Raw genomic sequence first — 14,860 nt, 5'->3', positions numbered from 1 at the left:
CGTTGGAGCCTAACGCTGCGTCTCGATGTATGCTCCTGGGGGTTCCGGAGCCTCCTGGAGCATCCTTCGAGACGGCCGCTGACGCGGCCTCCTCAGGATGAGGGCTTAAGGGAGAAAACGGACCCTCAGAGCTTGACGCAGACGTTGCGCAGCTCGGTGTAGAACTCCATCGAGTGCACGCCGCCCTCGCGGCCGATGCCAGACTGCTTCGAGCCGCCGAAGGGCGTGCGCAAATCGCGCAGGAACCAGGAATTCACCCAGGTGATGCCGACCTCGACCTGCGCCGCGACGCGATGGGCCCGCGTCAGGTTCTCGGTCCAGATCGAGCTCGCGAGGCCATAGGGGCTGTCGTTGGCCAGGGCGATGACGACATCCTCTTCGTCGAAGGGCACGATGTTGCAGCAGGGTCCGAAGATCTCCTCGCGCATCACGGCAGAATCCTCGCCAAGGCCGGTCCAGATCGTCGGCTCGACGAAGGAGCCGGCGGAATACGGGGCTGCCAGCTTGGGGATACCACCGCCGGTGACGATCTCTGCTCCCTCGGCCTTCGCCTTGGCGTAGTAGGACAGCACCTTGTCGCGATGGACCTGGCTGATCAGCGGGCCGAGCGTGGTCGAGACCTCGAACGGGTTGCCGGGCTTCAGCTTTTCCGCCGCCAGCTTCAGGCGCTGGGTAAACTGATCGAAGATCGGCCGCTCGACATAGACGCGCTCGGTGCCGAGGCAGACCTGACCGCAATTGGCGAAGACGGCGCGGGTCACGCCCTCGATCGCCTTGTCCATGTCGCAATCGGCGAAGACCAGCGAGGCGTTCTTGCCGCCGAGCTCGAGCGAGACCGGACGGACGCCCTTGGACGCGGCCCGCATGATCGCCTCGCCCGTGCGGGTCTCGCCGGTGAAGGTGATGCCGTCGACGTCAGGATGGCTGGTCAGGTATTCGCCGGCGCTGTCCTCGCCGAAGCCGTGTACGACATTATAGACGCCGGGCGGCACGCCGGCCTCGTTCATGATCTCGCCGAGCATGGTCGCCGTGGTCGGCGTCTCCTCGGAGGGCTTGACCACGACCGTGTTGCCGCAAGCCAGCGCCGGCGCGACCTTCCAGGTCATCAGCAGGAGCGGCAGGTTCCATGGGCAGACCACAGCGATGACGCCCCGCGGTCCCCGGATTGCATAGTTCAGCGCACCGGCGCCATCCGGCGTCGCCATGCGGAAGGTCTCGGTCGAGAGCGTCAGCACCTGGTCGGCGAAGACGTTGAAGTTCGCGGCACCGCGCGGAATATCGATATGCGAGGCGAGACTCCTGGGCTTGCCGGTGTCGAGCACTTCGGCCGCGAGGAAATCGTCGAAGCGGGCCATGATCCCGTCGGCGACCTTGCGCAGGATGGCGGAGCGCTGCTGCTCGCTCATTCTGCCCCATGGGCCCTTGAGGGCGCGCCTGGCGGCCTTGACCGCATCGTCGACAGCGGCCGAGTCGGCCTCCGGCACGAGATTGATCACTTCGCCGGTCGCCGGGTGGCGGTTCTCGAAGCTGCTGCGGCCGGCCGGCACGAAGCGCCCGTCGATGAAATGCGACAGGCGGGCGGTCTCGGCACTGACAGCAGCGCCCTGATAGCGCGGAACGGCGCTGTTCATCGTCTCACTCCCGGTTTGTTGTCGTTGTCGTCATGGGCGCATCATCGCGCCACCGTTCACGTCGAGGATGGCGCCGGAGACGAAGCTCGCAGCCGGTGAGCAGAGGAAAGCAATCGGCCAGGCGATCTCCTCTGGCCGTGCAGCCCGGCCGAGCGGGTGCTTCGCCAGCGCCGCCGAAAGATCGTGGACGCCGACCATGGCCGTGTCGGTGATCCCCGGCGCGACGCCGTTGACCAGCACGCCCTGCCCGCCGAAGCGTGCCGCGAGCCAGCGCACCAGCGTGTGCAGACCGCCTTTCGACGCGGCGTAATGCGGACCGACGCCCGGAAAGGAGCCGCCTGTGGCCGCGACGATCGAACCGACAAGGACGACCCGCCCGCCACCGCGCGCCGCCATGGCGGGCACGAGTTCGCGCGCGAGGCGCATCGGCGCCATCAAGTTGAGCGACAAGGTGGTCTCGGCGACCTCCTCCCAGCCATCCGCATCCCAGTCGACCGGGCGGTAGATACCGGCGCCGAGGACGGCGACGTCGATCGCGCCGGCCTGCTCGGACAGGCGCCGCGGCGCATCGTTGTCGAGCAGATCGATGATGATCTCCCGGGCCTTGTCCGCGTTCTCGCCAAGCCCGGCGATCGTCGCGGCACAGGAGACGCGGTCGCTGAGGACGAGCTTGGCGCCAAGGCTCGCCAGAACCTGCGCCGTCACCGCGCCGATGCCGCCGGCCGCCCCGGTGACCAGGATCGTCTGGCCGCTCAGATCGAAGCCACTCACGCCTTGCCTCCAGGGGCGTCATCATCCCGGCTCAGCGCAGCCATCGCCTTGCGCACCTCTTCGGCCGTGCGCGACAGATGCAATTCGATCATCCGGCAGGCCCGCAGCGCATTGCGCTGCATGGTGGCGTCGTAGATGGCGCGGTGCTCGTCATGGACGTTGCGCCAGCCGCGCGAGACGTTGAGCGAGACGCGGCGATAACGCTCGGATTGCTGGTAGAGCAGATCGCGCAGCTTGATCAGCATCGGCGATCCTGCGGCCGAGACGAGCGCGGCGTGGAAGGCGCGGTTGCGCGCCTCCCAGGTTTCGAGCTGCTCCGGCGGCAATGCCTCGCTGGTGTGCGGCAGATGCTCTTCCACCGCCGCCAGCGCCTCGAACGCCGCCGTGACTTCTCGCTCCCATTGCGCGTCGCCATGGCGGATCGCGGCGTTGAGCGCCTCGGTCTCGATCAGGGCGCGGACGCGAGAGACGTCGTCGAGCTCGTCGAGCGAGAGCGGCGCCACCCAGAAGCCGCGCTGCCCCTCGGAGACGACGAGCAGGTCGCCCATCAGACGGGCGAGCGCCTCGCGCAGCGGCGACATGCCGACCGCATAGTCCTGCGCCAACCCTTCGAGCTTCAGCTTGCTGCCGGCGGCGAGGCGGCCATTGACGATGTCGCCGCGCAATTGGCGGTAGGTCCGGTCGGCCAGGGTCTTGTCGGAAGAGGTCATTCCGAGACACGCAGCTCCTGTGGTCGATGACCTTCTGTATCACTGAATTTCGAAATTACAACCCCGATTGAAACGTGCCCTCAATTGCGAATCCCTCTAGAACATCGAAAATATGGGATTAGCTCAGCATCTGGCAGGCTCTGAGTCTCCCTGCTCTCGGAAAAAATATCGAAATAAGATTGACAACCTCGCATCGACTCTGTTGGATGCCGGGCAATCGGGCGGCGCCAAGACCGCCCCGTTGGAGGACGTCCCATGACCGAGCTCTTTCCTCTCTCCCGCCGCAGCTTCCTCGCCTCCGCCGGCGCCACCGCCCTCACTGGCGCGATCGGCGCACCCGCTTTGGCGCAGAGCGCCAACAAGCCGCTGAAGATCGGCATGGTGACCTCGCTGTCCGGGCCGTTCACTGCGCTCGGCGAGAGCATGCGCGCCGGCATGCAGATGTTCCTGGCCGAGAATGGCGGCAAGCTCGCCGGCCGCGCGGTCGAGTTGATCGTCGAGGATGATCAGGCCAAGCCGGATGAGGGCGTGCGCAAGTTCCGCAAGCTGCTCGGGCAGGACAATGTCGACATTGTCTCCGGCGTGATCTCCTCCGCCGTGGCGCTCGCCGTCCGCGACGTGGTGACCGAGGCCAAGGCGCTGACCTTCATCTCGGCCGGCTCGGCCAATGATCTCGCCCGCAAGGCGGCGAGCCCCTTCGTCTTCCGGCCGACCAAGACCAACTGGATGCTCGGCCACACCGCCGGCCAGTGGGCTTTCGAGAAGCTCGGCAAGTCCGGCTGCCTGACCATCGCCGCCGACTACGCTGCCGGCCGCGAATCTGTCGGCGACTTCGTCGCGAGCTACCAGCAGCAGGGCGGCAAGGTCGGCAAGCAGCTTTGGGCGCCGCTCGGCACCACCGATTTCGGGCCGCTGCTGACGACGATCGCGGCCGAGAAGCCGGAGTTCATCTTCTCCTTCTTCGCTGGCTCGGATGCGGTGCGCTTCCTGCGCCAGATGCGCGAGTACCGTTTGCACGGCAAGGTCAAGCTGATTGGCAGCGGCGCGCTGTTCGACCAGGAGGACGTGGTCTCGGCGGTCAAGGACGCGGCGCTCGGCGGGCTCAACACCTGCAACCAGTCGCCGACGGCGCCGAGCTCGGCCGCGTTCACCAAGGCCTATCAGGCCGCCCGCAACGCCATGCCCGGCGAGATGGGCACGGCCGGCTATGTCACCGGCCAGGTGATCAAGGCCGCGATCGAGCGGGTCCAGGGCGATCTCTCCAACAAGGAGAAGGTCAAGGAGGCGCTGCTCGCCAAGGAAGTCGAGACCGTGTTCGGGCCGATGCCGTTCGATCCGCGCAACAACCAGGCGATCCTCGACATCTACGTCAACGAGATCAAGGACGGCGCCGGCGGCCCGGTCAACCAGGTGATCCACACCTACAAGGCCGTGCGCGATCCGGGCCCGGTGGCCTAGGTCTACGAAGGAGCTTTTCCGTGGGCTTCTACGCCGTCCAGAGCCTGAACGCGCTGTCGTTCTCGATGCTCCTGCTGCTGACAGGCCTCGGCCTGTCGGTGGTGCTCAACCTGATGAACTTCGTCAATCTGACCCACGGCTCCTTCTTCCTGCTTGGCGCCTATGTCGGCGTCTACTGGCTGGCTTCCGGCGCGCCCTGGTGGCTCGCCTTCCCGGTCGCCTTTGTAGCCGCCGGCCTCGCCGGCTTCCTGCTGGAGCGCTTCCCGTTCCGGCAGTTCTATGCCCGAACGCACCTGATGCAGGTGCTGCTGACCTATGGTCTCTCGGTGATCTTCGCCGATCTGATGCGCTGGGGTTTCGGCGCGCAGATCCTCTCCGCGGAGATCCCGGAGGCGCTGCGCGGCGTCGTCTTCATCATGGACATGCCGTTCCCGATCTACCGGCTCTTCATCATCGGTTTCGGCGCGGCGCTCGCCTTCGCGCTCTGGTTCGTGATCGACCGCACCATCTGGGGCGCGGTGGTCAGGGCCTGCGTCACCGATCGCGGCTTCGTCGAGACGCTCGGTCTCGACACTCGCCGGATCTTCACGGCGGTGCTGGTGATCTCGGCGGGCCTCGGCGGAATTTCCGGCGCGCTCGGCGCCGGCATCCTCTCCGCCTATCCCGGCCTCGACGAGGAGGTGTTGATCCTGGCGCTGATCGTCGTCGTAGCCGGCGGCCTCGGCACCTTCCGCGGCACGGTGCTGAGCGCGCTCCTGCTCGGCTTCGCCATGACCTTCTCCAAGGTCTGGGTGCCGGAATTCTCGAACGTCGTCGCCCTTGCCGTCATGGCTGCGCTGCTGGTCGCGCTGCCGGAAGGGCTGGTCGCCAGGAAGGTGAGGCAGGTATGAGCTCGATCGCCGACGGGACCGGCCGCGTGGAGGCGCCCCCCGCCAGTGAGCGGCGCAGCCTGCCGATGACCGCAAGGGTCGCGCTGCTCGCCCTCGCCGCCGCCATCCCCCTGCTGTTCGCCGGTGACTACCAGCTGCGCTTCCTCGCCGAGATCCTGATCATTGGCACCGCCGTTCTCAGCCTCGATTTGCTGGTCGGCTTTGGCGGCCTGGTCTCGCTCGGCCATGCCGTCTTCTTCGGCGGCGCGGCCTATGCCGCCGCGATCGCCGCGCAGACGCTCGGCGCTGACATCGTCGTGATGCTGGTTGTCGGTATCGCCACCGGCATGGCCTCTGCTCTGCTGATGGGCATCGTGGTGATGCGCACCATCGCGCTGTTCTTCCTGATCCTCAGCCTGATCGTCGGGCAGATCGTCTGGGAGGTGGTGTTCCACTGGCGCGAGGTCACCGGGGGCGCCGACGGCCTGCGCGGTTTCCCGGTGCTGACGCTGCACACCGGCTTGGCCACGATCCCGCTCAACAACGGCGTCGCGCTCTATCTCGCCGCGCTGGTGCTGGCGCTCGTCGCTTTCCTTGCCGCCCGCTCCTTCGTCAACGCGCCGATCGGCCGGGCCCTGCTCGGCACCCGCGAGCGGCAGCTCAGGATGAGCGCGCTCGGCTATTCGATCCCGCGCATCCGCCTGATGGCGCTGCTCGCCTCCGGCGCGATCGCCGGCGCGGCCGGCGCGCTCTATCCCTTCGTCAACCAGTATGTCGGCCCCAACGCCGTGCATTGGACGATGTCGGCGATGATGATCATCATGCTGGTGATCGGCGGCGTCGGCTCGCTCTACGGCGCCTTCATCGGCTCGGCGATCTATCTGGGCATCCAGACCTATGTCTCGTCCTACACCGATCGCTGGCAACTGGTCGTCGGCCTCGTCTTCGTGCTGACCGTGATGATCATGCCGAAGGGCGTCGTCGCCGGGCTGAAGGCCGCCTTCGGACGGCGCAAGGATGCGGAGGGCCGCTCATGAGCGCGAACGCCGTTCCTGCCCTCGCGATCGAGGGCGTCGCCAAATCCTTCGGCGGGCTGAAGGTGCTGAGCGATGTCTCCGTCGCGCTCGGCCAGGGCGAATGCCTCGGCCTGATCGGCCCCAATGGCGCCGGCAAGACGACCCTGTTCAACATCGTCACCGGCTTCCTGATCCCCGACCATGGCCGCGTCGCCTTCGCCGGCGAGGACATCACCAGGGCAAAGCCGGATATGCGCGTCCGCGCCGGGCTGGTGCGCACCTTCCAGAAGAGCATGGCCTTTCCGGAGCTCAGCGTCCGCGAGAACCTCGCGCTTGCCGCTCGCTCGCGGGCAGGCGAAGGCTATGGCTGGTTCGGCAGCGGCAAGGCGGTCGCGGCGGCGGATGAGGCCGCCGATCAGCTGCTGACACGCGCCCAGTTGCGCGAGCGGGCCGAATTGCCGGTCGCAGGCCTGTCCTATGGCGAGCAGCGCATCGTCGATGTGCTGGTCTCGCTGGCGATGCGCCCGCGCGTGCTGCTGCTCGATGAGCCCACGGCGGGCCTCTCCCGCGCCGAGGGCGAACACCTGATCGAGGTCGTCCGCACGCTCGGCGAAGACCTCTCGACCATCCTGATCGCCCATGATCTCGATATCGTCTTCGGCGTCTGCGACCGCGTCGCGGTGCTCGATCTCGGCCGGTTGATCGCCTGCGATACGCCGGACGCGATCAAGGCGCATGAGGGTGCACAGGCCGCCTATCTCGGGGCCTCGCTCGGGGAGGCCGCGTGATGTCAGGGCAAGTGCAACAACAAACGTCCGCCGCCACCTATCTCGATATCGCCGGGCTCGATGCCGGCTATGACGGCGTGCGCGTCCTGCACGGCGTCGACTTCTCGCTGGCGCAGGGCGAGGCCGTGGCGCTGCTCGGCCGCAATGGCGCCGGCAAGAGCACGCTCTGCTCGGCCCTGTTCGGGCTGGAACCGCAGGTCACCGGCCGCATCACGATCAAGGGCCAGGAGGTCGCCGGCTGGCCGGGGCACCGCATCGCCCGGCTCGGCGTCGCGCTGGTGCCGCAGGGGCGCGGCGTCTACGCCAATCTCACCGTCGACGAGAACCTGACCATGGCGGCGCTGTGGTCGCGCAAGCAGCCGAACCGGCGCTGGGTCAAGGAACGCATCTACGAGGACTTTCCGCGCCTTGCCGAGCGCCGCTCCTTCTCCAGCGGCGCGCTCAGCGGCGGCGAGCGACAACTGCTGGCGATCGCACGGGCCCTGCTGACGCAGGCCGATTTGATCGTGCTCGACGAGCCGAGCGAAGGCCTCTCGCCTCGCGCCATCGAAGAGGTCATCATCGGCGCGGTCGGGCGCCTGCGCGGCGAGGGCTACACTTTGCTCATTGCCGAGCAGAACCTCGCCATGGCGCTGAAGCTGGCCGAACGGGCGCTGGTCCTCGACCATGGCCGCGTCGTCTTCGACGGACCGTCTGACGTCTTGATGGCCGACAAGAACCTCCAGAAAGAGCATCTCGGGCTATGAGCGACGCGATCACCATCGAGCAATTGCGCTATGTCCGGCTCGGCACCGCCGATCTGAGGGGTGCAGCCGATTTCGCCTCCCGCATCCTCGGCCTGCAGCTGGTCGACCGCACCGAGACATCAGCCTATTTCCGCTCGGATTATCGCGACCACACGCTGGTCTATGTCGACGGGCTCGACGCCGGCCAGGCGATCGGCTTCGAGCTGCGCGATCCCGATGCCCTGGCCCATGCCGAGACGGTGCTGCAGGGCGCGGGCTTCATCACGACACGCGGCGATACAGCGGCCTGCGCCACCAGAAAGGTCCGGCAATTCGTCTCGTTCCGGATGGCCGCCGGCTACGACATCGAGCTGGTGGTCCGCCCGCTGGAATCGGGCTGGCGCTATCACGGCCCGCGCGATGCCGGCATCACCGGGCTGGAAGCGATCGCGCTGCGCGGCGCGCCGGATGCCTCCGACCAGCAGGTCTGGACCAGACTGCTCGGCGGCAAGGTCAGCGACTGGGTCGGCGAGGCCGCCTATATCCGCTTCGACGAGGCGCATCACCGCATCGCCGTGCACCCTTCGCAGGAGAAGGGCATCCTCGCGATCGAGTTCGGCGTCGAGGATGTCGATCTCGTCATGCAGAACGCCTACCATCTGCGCGGCGCGCAGGCCCGCATCATGGATGGCCCCGGCCGCCGTACTGCCTCGCAGCAGCTCTTCCTCAGCGTCGCCGGCCCCGATGGCGTCAACTTCTCCTATGTCGCCGAGGGCGAGCGTCTCGCCTCTCCCCGTCGCGCCCGGCAGTTCCCGCGCAAGCGCGAATCCTTCTGCGCCTGGGGCAGCGACACCCAGATTCCAGAATATCAGTGAAGCGTCTTCGCCGGCTTTGAACCGGCAGCGAGGAGCGATCCATGATCAAGCTTGCCGATGTCTCCTATGTCCGGCTCGGGACCCGCGATCTCGAAGGCGCGACCCATTTCGCCACCGAATATCTCGGCCTCGACGTCGCCGAGCGCGCCAAGAGCTCGGTCTATTTCAAGTCGGACGCGCGCGAGCACACGCTCTGCTATTTCGAGGGCGATCCGGGCGATCAGGTCGTCTGTTTCGAGGTCGAGGAGCAGTTCCATCTCGACGAGGCCGCGGCACAGCTCGAAGCGCTCGGCCACCCGGTCCGGCGCGGCACAGCCTCCGAGGCGGCGCTGCGCAAGGTCCACGACTTCATCGCCTTCCGCGACCCGACCGGCAATCCGATCGAGCTCGCCTGGCGGCCGGCCTATAGCGGGCGGCGCTATCACGGCGCGCGCGATGCCGGCATCACCGGGTTCAGCCATGTCGGCCTCTGCTCCAGCGATCTTGCCCGCGACGAGGCCTTCTGGACCAAGGTCACCAATGCCCAGGTCTCCGACCGGATCGGCGACGCGCCGCTGCTGCGCATCGACGAAGTCCACCACACCATCGCGCTGTTCCCGTCGGCCAAGCCCGGCATCCAGCACATCAACCATCAGGTCGAGACCGGCGACGACATCATGCGCTCGCACCAGTTCCTGAAGGACCGGCAGGTACGCATGGTCTTCGGCCCCGGCCGGCACCCGACCTCCTCGGCCAAGTTCCTTTATTTCGAGGGGCCGGACGGCATGGTCTTCGAATATTCGAGCGGCGTGCGCGAGATCGCCGACGAGCTGCTCTGGCGCGAGCGCCAGTTCATGTTCGAGCCGAAAGGCTTCTGCAAATGGGGCGCCAAGCCCAACATCGTCGAATTCAACAAGTGAGCACTTCGTCTTCGCGGCCGAGCGCCGCCCAGGAGGATCTGGTTCGGCAGGCCGGGCACGCGCTGGCGCGCCATGGCCTCGTCCATGCCTATGGCCATTGCTCCCTACGCCTCGACGAGAGGCATTTCCTGGTCTCGCCAGCAAAGCCGCTCGGGCTCGTGGCGGATCAGGATGCCTGCAGCGTCGTCCCGCTCGACGGCCCGTTGCCGGACGGCGTGCTCGGCGAAGTCCGCATCCATCGCGAGATCTATCGGCGCCGGCCGGAGATCGGCGGCGTCGTGCGCTCGATGCCTTCTAGGGTGATGACGCTAGGCACCGCCCGGATCACGCCGCGGCCGCGGCATGGCTTCGGCAGCTATTTCGCCCCGCAACCGCCGCTCTGGGACGATCCGCAACTGCTCCGCAATGACGTGCAGGCGGCCGCTCTCGCCGAGCAGATGGGCCCGGCCCGGGCCATCGTCATGCGCGGCAACGGCGCGGTCACTGCCGGCGCCAGCCTGGAAGAGGCGGTCGTGCTGACCTGGTATCTCGAGGATGCGGCGCGCATCGAGTTCGAGGCGCGGGCCGCCGGCATCGCCGAGGCCGGCGTCATCCTCGGCGAGGCGGAGGTCGCGCAGCGCGCGACCTGGTCCGGCGCCATCCTCGACCGGATGTGGGCTTATCTGACAGCGCCATAGCACTGAGCACGGCAGCACAGGGCTAGGTTTCGGAAGGCAAAGCCCCGCGCGGGAGAGCGCGGGGCTTCTGGCCGCCAGCCTGGATAGCTGGGGAGCGTGACGGGCGGCCGGGAGGAAAGGCGGCTCGGGAGAGACCGCCGCCCCGGCGCGAAGGCATGGAACGTGGGGAGCGTTGCCGTCGCGCCGGAAACTCTGGGATCGAGATCTATCTTTCAGGCCTGTCCTGTCTCGGAGAGCCGGTTTCCACTTGTCCGGGACATGCCTCAGAAGGGCAGCAGGATGTCCATCACCTGCTGGCCATAGCGCGGCTGCTGGACATCGGTGATCTGGCCGCGGCCGCCATAAGCGATACGGGCCTGGGCGATCTTGGCCGAGTCGATGGTGTTGTCGGATTCGATGTCCTCTGGCCTGATCACGCCGGCGACGATCAGTTCGCGCACCTCGAAATTGACCCTGATCTCCTGCTTGCCCTCGATGACGAGGTTGCCGTTCGGCAGCGTCTGGGTGACGACGGCGGCGACATTGGTGGCGAGTTGCTCGGCCCGGCGCACCGAGCCCGAGCCCTCGCTCGACGCATCCGAATCCAGTTTGAGCAGCGAGCTGGGATCAGCCTTCTTGCTCCATTTGCTTTCGGATCCGAAGAAGTTCTCGGCGCCGAAATCCTCGCCGTTCTTGCGGCTGCGCTTGGTGGTGTTGTCGAGCTGGGCCCGGTCAGTGACCTTGACCTTGACGGTGACGAGGTCGCCGATCTGGCGGGCGCGCTGGTCCTTGAAGAAGGCGCGAGAGCCGGTGCGCCAGAGCGAGTTCGGCGCGTAGGAGGCGTGCTCCACCGCCGGCATCGGCATCTGCACGGGCTTGTAGCCCTTGGTCGCGGTCGGGTCCTCGATCGGCGACAGCGCCGGCACCTGGCCGACATTGGCGAGCCGGTCGGCGGCGCCGCAGGCGCCGAGCATGAGGCTGAGGCCGAGGGCGGCGGAGATGGAAAGAGGGTTGGTCCGGGTCATGGCAACGGTCCGCAACTGGAGCAAGGAGGTCATCAGCGGGCGGCGGCGATCTGGCCACCGCTATGCGGGCTGACATTGACGCGCCCGGGACCGGTGACGGTTCCCTGCAGCACGCGTTTCGACTGGGGGTTGGTGATCGAGATGACGTCGCCGACCGCGCCGGCTTCGTTGGCGCGGCCGCGCATGCTGATCGCGATGCCGCGCCCCTCATAGAGAATGGTGACGATATCGCCGCGCCCGACGACTTCCTCGCGCTGGACATCGCCGCTGCGCAGCACCGAGCCGGCCACCAGGGTGCGCTTGGCGACCTTGCCGATCGCCGCCTTCATCTCGCCGAGCACGTCGTTGAATTGCGCCTCGCGCGGACGGCGCTCGATCGTGACGTCGCCAGGGGTGAGCGTCTCGCCGCGAGCGATCGTGCGCAGCGGCACCACCACCTCGGCGGTCTCGACCAGTTGCCCGGAGACGCGCACCGGCTTCAGGCGGGTGGCGGCGCTGCCCGGCATGGTCAGGCGGCCGGTGACGCGGCGGCTGCGCGCATCATAGTTCAGGTCGAGCGCCGCGAGGTCACCGGTCAGCTCCGGCTCGACCACGACAGAGGGCGCACCGCCGTCGAGCAGCAGCGCGAAGGCACGCCCGTCGAAGCCAAAACGTTCGAGCAGCGCCGATTTCACCGCCGCCTCGACGTCGACCCCGGTGATCCGGCGCGCCGCCCGGGTCACCACCACCTGGGCGACGCTCTGGCCGTCGAGATCCTGCGCGTCGCGCAGCAGTCCCTGCTTGACCGCTGCCTCGATGATCCGGCTGACCTGGATGGTGCCGGTTTCGCCGAGTGCCGGAGCGCGGAAGGCCGGCAGAGCCGCGTCCTGCGGCGACAGGCCCGCGATCAGGTCGCCGAAGCTGACGATATCGCGCGACAGCGTGAGGTCGGGCTTCAGCCTGAGCTTGGCGGCAGCGGCCGGCACGGCGGCCGGGGCACGCTCGCCCGCCGGAGCTGCGGTCTGCGCCGGCGCCATGGCGGGGATCGCCGTCAGCATCGCAATGAGGAGAGCGGAGCGGATCATCTGGCTCATCCTTCGTCAGCGCATGATCTGCGTGGTGGACTGCATCATCTGGTCGGCGGCCGAGATCACCTTCGAGTTCATCTCGTAGGCGCGCTGCGCGGCGATCAGCGAGGACAGCTCGGTGACGGCCTGGACGTTGCCTTCTTCCAGATAGTTCTGCTGCATCGTGCCGAAGCCTTCCTCGCCGCCGAGCCCGTCGATCGCCGGGCCGGAGCCGGCCGTCTCGATGAAGAGGTTGTCGCCGATCGATTCGAGGCCGACCTTGTTGATGAAGCGCGAGAGCTGGATCTGGCCGAGCTGCTGTGGCGCGGTCTGGCCGGGAAGATTGACCTCGACCGTGCCCTGCGCGTTGATCGAGACGCCGGTCGCGTTGTTCGGGACGGTGATGCCCGGCTGGACGAGGTAGCCGTCGCGCGTCACCAGGCGGCCCTGGCTGTCGAGATCGAAGGAACCGTCGCGCGAATAGGCGGTACGCCCGTCCGGCATCTGGATGCGGAAGAAGCCCTCGCCGCGGATGGCGACATCGTACTGCTTCTCCGTCGGCGTCAAGTTGCCCTGGCTCATCACCCGGCCGGTCGAGGAGGTCTTGACGCCGGAGCCGACGAAGGTACCGGCCGGTACCTGCGTGTTCTGGTCCGAGGTCTGCGTGCCGGCGCGGCGGAAATGCTCGTAGAGCAGGTCCTGGAAATGGATGCGCTGGCGCTTGTAGCCGGTGGTGCGGACGTTCGCGATGTTGTTCGAGATGACCTGGACGTTGAGTTCCTGGGCCATCATGCCGGTGGCGGCGGTGTAGAGGGCGCGCATGGATCTGCTCCTTCCGCGTCAGGCTTGCTGGTCGGCCAGGCGAGTGATCGCCTTGGCGCGCAGTTCGTCGGTCTTGCCCATCATCGCCGACAGGGTCTGGTAGGCGCGCTGGACCTCGACGAGGCGGGTCATCTCGACCACGGCCTTGACGTTGGAGCGCTCGATCGCCCCGGTCTCGAGCCGCGCCTGCGGCCCGGCGGGCTGGGCGGCTGCGGTCGACGAGAACAGGTTGGCGCCATCGCTGGCGAGGGCGCGGGGATTGTCGAAGCGGACGATGCGCAGCTTGCCGCGCTGGCCCTGGTCGGAGGTAACCGTGCCGTCGGTGGCGATGCGCGCATTGCTCTCGGTCGAGCCGAACACGATCGGGCCGCCATCGCCCATCACAGGCTGGCCGGCCTGGGTCACGAGCTGGCCGCGGCCATTGATCTCGAGCGAGCCGGCGCGGGTGTAACGCTCGCCCTGCGGGGTCTGGACGACGAGGTAGTTCTCGCCCTGCAGCGCGACGTCGAGCGGGTTGCCGGTCCGCTCGATCATGCCGAGCGACAGGTCGATCGGCGTGCCCTTGTCGATGACATAGGAGAGCCGGCGATCCTGCGTCTGGAAGGTGTCGGCCCGCGCTGTCGGCGAGATGTACTCGGCAAAGCGGGCCGAACGGGCCTTGAACCCGTTCGTGCCGACATTGGCGACGTTGTTGGCGATGACGTCGAGCTCACGCGCCAGAGCCATCTGGCGCGACAGGCTGACGAGAAGCGCGTTTTCCACGGCTCCTGCTCCCGATCTGTCCCGTGACCGCCCCGACGCTCCCCAGCGCGGTGGCCACGGCAAACCGGTGGCAAGCGGTGTGCCAACATGGTTAATCCGGACAAATTATTGAAATCATTGGATATCGATCTGAAGAGCGCCTTCACCACTGCAGGATCGAACTCGCCTGCACGGCAGAAACGGCCCGGCAAAAATTGCCGTCCTTAACGGGCCGTTAACTGTAATCGGGCGAGGGTTAACGGCAGAGAGAGACGGGCCGGGGCGGCGCCCGTTCTAGGCGGGCTGGCCGAGATGGCGAAGAAGGCGAACAAGGACGACGAAGCCGCCGAGGGCGCCGAGCAGGCGCCGAAGTCCGGCAAGAAGAAGCTCGTCATGATCGGCGGCGCCCTGGCGCTCGTCGCCGTGCTCGGCGGCGGAGGCTGGTTCTTCTTCATGAAGAAGAAGCCCGCCGAGGAGGTCACGGCCGAGCAGGCAGCCGCAGCCGCCAAGAAGCTGATCACCTTCGTCGAGATGAAGGACATGATGATCGGCATCTCCGCCGGCCCGCAACAGGACCGCCAGCCGATCGTCAAGATCAAGGTCGCGCTCGAGATCGCCGATCCCAAGACCGCCGATCAGGTCAAGCCGCTGCTGCCGCGCGTCGAGGACGCCTTCCAGGTCTTCATGCGCGAACTGCGCCCCTCCGACCTCGACGGCTCAGCCGGGATGTATCGGCTGAAGGAAGAATTGCTGCGGCGGGTCAACGTCACCGTCTACCCGGCCAAGGTCGACGCCGTCCTCTTCAAGGAACTGCTGCTGCAATAGCGG

The 14,860-nt window shown here is 67.3% G+C and carries 16 protein-coding genes; 9 read left to right on the top strand and 7 right to left on the bottom strand.

Features of this window, described 5'->3' with window-relative positions; all coding sequences use genetic code 11:
- Positions 1-125 precede the first annotated feature (125 nt).
- The 3 genes from ACQKLX_RS25455 to ACQKLX_RS25445 are packed head-to-tail and all read right to left on the bottom strand — an operon-like array spanning position 126 to position 3,112.
- Complete coding sequence (locus ACQKLX_RS25455; protein ID WP_427364350.1) at positions 126-1,631, bottom strand: 2-hydroxymuconic semialdehyde dehydrogenase; 1,506 nt, start codon at positions 1,629-1,631, stop codon at positions 126-128.
- Between the two features lie 30 nt (positions 1,632-1,661).
- Complete coding sequence (locus ACQKLX_RS25450) at positions 1,662-2,402, bottom strand: SDR family NAD(P)-dependent oxidoreductase (RefSeq protein ID WP_427364349.1); 741 nt, start codon at positions 2,400-2,402, stop codon at positions 1,662-1,664.
- On the bottom strand, positions 2,399-3,112 hold the full coding sequence (locus ACQKLX_RS25445) for a GntR family transcriptional regulator (protein WP_427364348.1): 714 nt from the start codon (positions 3,110-3,112) through the stop codon (positions 2,399-2,401). The genes ACQKLX_RS25450 and ACQKLX_RS25445 overlap by 4 nt, the downstream gene beginning before the upstream one ends.
- A 255-nt stretch (positions 3,113-3,367) precedes the next feature.
- Here ACQKLX_RS25445 and ACQKLX_RS25440 point away from each other — a divergent pair, with 255 nt between their 5' ends.
- Genes ACQKLX_RS25440 through ACQKLX_RS25405 form a run of 8 tightly spaced genes read left to right on the top strand, consistent with a single transcriptional unit; the run spans position 3,368 to position 10,419 of the window.
- Positions 3,368-4,570 carry an ABC transporter substrate-binding protein gene (locus ACQKLX_RS25440; protein ID WP_427364347.1) on the top strand — a complete coding sequence of 401 codons (1,203 nt, stop codon included), beginning with the start codon at positions 3,368-3,370 and terminating at the stop codon, positions 4,568-4,570.
- Between the two features lie 20 nt (positions 4,571-4,590).
- The gene (locus tag ACQKLX_RS25435) at positions 4,591-5,460 is read left to right on the top strand and encodes a branched-chain amino acid ABC transporter permease (RefSeq protein ID WP_137882252.1); all 870 of its coding nucleotides are present in this window, start codon (positions 4,591-4,593) and stop codon (positions 5,458-5,460) included.
- The gene (locus ACQKLX_RS25430; protein ID WP_427364346.1) at positions 5,457-6,476 is read left to right on the top strand and encodes a branched-chain amino acid ABC transporter permease; all 1,020 of its coding nucleotides are present in this window, start codon (positions 5,457-5,459) and stop codon (positions 6,474-6,476) included. The genes ACQKLX_RS25435 and ACQKLX_RS25430 overlap by 4 nt, the downstream gene beginning before the upstream one ends.
- Positions 6,473-7,243 (top strand): ABC transporter ATP-binding protein, encoded by a 771-nt coding sequence (locus tag ACQKLX_RS25425; RefSeq protein ID WP_427364345.1) that lies wholly within the window; start codon positions 6,473-6,475, stop codon positions 7,241-7,243. The genes ACQKLX_RS25430 and ACQKLX_RS25425 overlap by 4 nt, the downstream gene beginning before the upstream one ends.
- Complete coding sequence (locus ACQKLX_RS25420) at positions 7,243-7,989, top strand: ABC transporter ATP-binding protein (RefSeq protein ID WP_427364344.1); 747 nt, start codon at positions 7,243-7,245, stop codon at positions 7,987-7,989. The genes ACQKLX_RS25425 and ACQKLX_RS25420 overlap by 1 nt, the downstream gene beginning before the upstream one ends.
- Positions 7,986-8,843 carry a VOC family protein gene (locus tag ACQKLX_RS25415; RefSeq protein ID WP_427364343.1) on the top strand — a complete coding sequence of 286 codons (858 nt, stop codon included), beginning with the start codon at positions 7,986-7,988 and terminating at the stop codon, positions 8,841-8,843. Before ACQKLX_RS25420 ends, ACQKLX_RS25415 begins: the two co-directional genes overlap by 4 nt.
- A 41-nt stretch (positions 8,844-8,884) precedes the next feature.
- Complete coding sequence (locus ACQKLX_RS25410) at positions 8,885-9,742, top strand: VOC family protein (RefSeq protein WP_427364342.1); 858 nt, start codon at positions 8,885-8,887, stop codon at positions 9,740-9,742.
- Positions 9,739-10,419 carry a class II aldolase/adducin family protein gene (locus ACQKLX_RS25405; protein ID WP_427364341.1) on the top strand — a complete coding sequence of 227 codons (681 nt, stop codon included), beginning with the start codon at positions 9,739-9,741 and terminating at the stop codon, positions 10,417-10,419. The genes ACQKLX_RS25410 and ACQKLX_RS25405 overlap by 4 nt, the downstream gene beginning before the upstream one ends.
- A gap of 263 nt (positions 10,420-10,682) precedes the next feature.
- Here the strand turns inward: ACQKLX_RS25405 and flgH are convergent, their stop codons facing one another.
- From flgH to flgF, 4 genes are read right to left on the bottom strand one after another with little or no spacing between them, the layout of a single operon-like run.
- On the bottom strand, positions 10,683-11,423 hold the full coding sequence (flgH, locus tag ACQKLX_RS25400; protein WP_427364340.1) for a flagellar basal body L-ring protein FlgH: 741 nt from the start codon (positions 11,421-11,423) through the stop codon (positions 10,683-10,685).
- Positions 11,424-11,455: 32 nt separating this feature from the next.
- Positions 11,456-12,487 (bottom strand): flagellar basal body P-ring formation chaperone FlgA, encoded by a 1,032-nt coding sequence (gene flgA, locus ACQKLX_RS25395; RefSeq protein ID WP_427364339.1) that lies wholly within the window; start codon positions 12,485-12,487, stop codon positions 11,456-11,458.
- A 15-nt stretch (positions 12,488-12,502) separates the two neighbouring features.
- On the bottom strand, positions 12,503-13,291 hold the full coding sequence (flgG, locus tag ACQKLX_RS25390; protein ID WP_427364338.1) for a flagellar basal-body rod protein FlgG: 789 nt from the start codon (positions 13,289-13,291) through the stop codon (positions 12,503-12,505).
- 18 nt (positions 13,292-13,309) lie between these two features.
- Entirely contained in the window at positions 13,310-14,053 is a 744-nt protein-coding gene (gene flgF / locus ACQKLX_RS25385; protein WP_427364337.1) for a flagellar basal-body rod protein FlgF, read from the bottom strand.
- A 291-nt stretch (positions 14,054-14,344) separates the two neighbouring features.
- On the opposite strand from flgF, the gene fliL reads away from it, so the two are divergent.
- Positions 14,345-14,857 carry a flagellar basal body-associated protein FliL gene (fliL, locus tag ACQKLX_RS25380; RefSeq protein ID WP_427364336.1) on the top strand — a complete coding sequence of 171 codons (513 nt, stop codon included), beginning with the start codon at positions 14,345-14,347 and terminating at the stop codon, positions 14,855-14,857.
- The last annotated feature ends 3 nt before the right edge of the window (positions 14,858-14,860 follow it).

The organism is Allobosea sp. NPDC003192 (genome assembly GCF_050275675.1).
Lineage (GTDB): Bacteria > Pseudomonadota > Alphaproteobacteria > Rhizobiales > Beijerinckiaceae > Allobosea.
The sequence above is the reverse complement of the archived record's forward strand: the minus strand, read 5'-3'. Positions and strand labels throughout refer to the sequence as shown.

Bases quoted from the DNA above. Each gene is read 5' to 3' on its own strand.
- ACQKLX_RS25455 (WP_427364350.1), bottom strand. From the start codon at position 1,631: ATGAACAGCGCCGTTCCGCGCTATCAGGGCGCTGCTGTCAGTGCCGAG.
- ACQKLX_RS25445 (WP_427364348.1), bottom strand. From the start codon at position 3,112: ATGACCTCTTCCGACAAGACCCTGGCCGACCGGACCTACCGCCAATTG.
- ACQKLX_RS25440 (WP_427364347.1), top strand. From the start codon at position 3,368: ATGACCGAGCTCTTTCCTCTCTCCCGCCGCAGCTTCCTCGCCTCCGCC.
- ACQKLX_RS25430 (WP_427364346.1), top strand. From the start codon at position 5,457: ATGAGCTCGATCGCCGACGGGACCGGCCGCGTGGAGGCGCCCCCCGCC.
- ACQKLX_RS25425 (WP_427364345.1), top strand. From the start codon at position 6,473: ATGAGCGCGAACGCCGTTCCTGCCCTCGCGATCGAGGGCGTCGCCAAA.
- ACQKLX_RS25420 (WP_427364344.1), top strand. From the start codon at position 7,243: ATGTCAGGGCAAGTGCAACAACAAACGTCCGCCGCCACCTATCTCGAT.
- ACQKLX_RS25415 (WP_427364343.1), top strand. From the start codon at position 7,986: ATGAGCGACGCGATCACCATCGAGCAATTGCGCTATGTCCGGCTCGGC.
- ACQKLX_RS25410 (WP_427364342.1), top strand. From the start codon at position 8,885: ATGATCAAGCTTGCCGATGTCTCCTATGTCCGGCTCGGGACCCGCGAT.
- flgH (WP_427364340.1), bottom strand. From the start codon at position 11,423: ATGACCCGGACCAACCCTCTTTCCATCTCCGCCGCCCTCGGCCTCAGC.
- flgA (WP_427364339.1), bottom strand. From the start codon at position 12,487: ATGATCCGCTCCGCTCTCCTCATTGCGATGCTGACGGCGATCCCCGCC.
- flgG (WP_427364338.1), bottom strand. From the start codon at position 13,291: ATGCGCGCCCTCTACACCGCCGCCACCGGCATGATGGCCCAGGAACTC.
- fliL (WP_427364336.1), top strand. From the start codon at position 14,345: ATGGCGAAGAAGGCGAACAAGGACGACGAAGCCGCCGAGGGCGCCGAG.